Origin of the sequence: Bacillus sp. GMa5/1 (genome assembly GCF_050172015.1) — a bacterium.
Classification (GTDB): domain Bacteria; phylum Bacillota; class Bacilli; order Bacillales; family Bacillaceae_G; genus Bacillus_A; species Bacillus_A cereus.
Map to the genome: position 1 here is coordinate 1 of NZ_JBNLYC010000392.1, position 1,409 is coordinate 1,409.

The following is a 1,409-nucleotide window of genomic DNA, read 5'->3' on the forward strand; positions in this document are numbered from 1 at the left end:
ACTTCAATAGTATTTGCTGATAGACATTCAGGTTATTCATATGACTCCGATTTAGGTTATCGAAATCCAAACTGGATGTCAAAATTGGAAGATACAAAAAGAATGAGCGAATTATCTATTCCAGGTACTCATGGTTCTATGGCTTTACATGGAGCGAGTTTTATTGATGAGAATTTGACAAGAAATCAAACAATGCCCCTACCTCAGCAGTTCAATGCAGGAATACGGTATGTAGACATGCGTGTTAAACGTGTGAAAAATTCTTTTGCCATGCAGCATGGTATCGTGAATCAAAAAGCAATGTTTGAAGATGTATTAAAAGAAACAATCCAATTTTTAAGAGAAAACCCTCAAGAAACAATTTTAATGCGTTTAAAAGAAGAAACTGATCCAGAGAACGGCTCACAGTCATTCGAGGAGATATTTAAAAGTTATAAAGACCGTAATGTGTCCTATTTTTGGGAACCTAATTCTGTGCCATTTTCAGAAAGAAATAACCCTAAGTTAGGAGATATCCGTGGAAAAATTGTAATACTACAAAACTTCTCAGCAGTTGAAGAATACGGAATTAATTATGAATCATTAAATATCCAAGATAATTTTGAAGTTAGCGCTGGACCGGATGGAATGTATGAGAAATGGAGTGCAGTAAAAAACCAGCTTCTAAAGGCAAATAACGACTCTAACAATAATCATATCTATCTCAACCATTTTAGTGGTACAGGTGGCGCTACAGCATTATGGAATAATTATTATCCTTGGTTTGTTGCAAGTGGAAAGGAAAATCGAGATACTGGTAGTAATCCACAGTTAATTCAAAAAAACACAACAAATGAATGGAAAGACTTCCCTCGTGATACAAATGGTCAAGTATTTTATGGTGGAATGAATACAATGGGGACAGATTTCATACTACAAGGTGGTATCAGACATTCTGGTATCATTGCAGCTGATTTTCCAGGTCCAGGTTTAATAGATAGCATCATTAAATTAAATGGGATAAACGTTAATGAAAAAGAGATATTAATTTCCCAAATTTCTTCTGACTCTAAGCCATTGCCTGGAGAAAAGAACCGATCCAGCCAAAACTTTAGTATAAATAATTTACCCCCAGGGACAATCGGTTTAAAATGGATTATTGAGCCTACCCAAGGAGAGACTTCTGACAGTATCTCTTTCAATATTATGGTCGATGTTTCTCTGGGTCTAGATCGTGTTAGTTGGAGCAATATTTCAAATGAGTCCAGGACTGTAGCAGATACAAATTCTAAATATTATATCGCAAATCCAAGTGGTGTGAATCAACCATTTACAGTAAAAGTATATGCTATCACCAATTAAATTTTTTAAAGGATTTCTTTATCCCTCCGTCGGCTTAAGAAGTTCAATTACCTTATGTATCAAAAGAG

At 35.1% G+C, this 1,409-nt stretch carries 1 protein-coding gene; it reads left to right on the forward strand.

Annotated features, from left to right (window positions below):
- A partial coding sequence (locus tag ACQGSG_RS28895) for a phosphatidylinositol-specific phospholipase C (RefSeq protein WP_426948737.1) occupies positions 1–1,341 on the forward strand: 1,341 nt, incomplete at its 5' end.
- Positions 1,342–1,409: the final 68 nt, after the last annotated feature.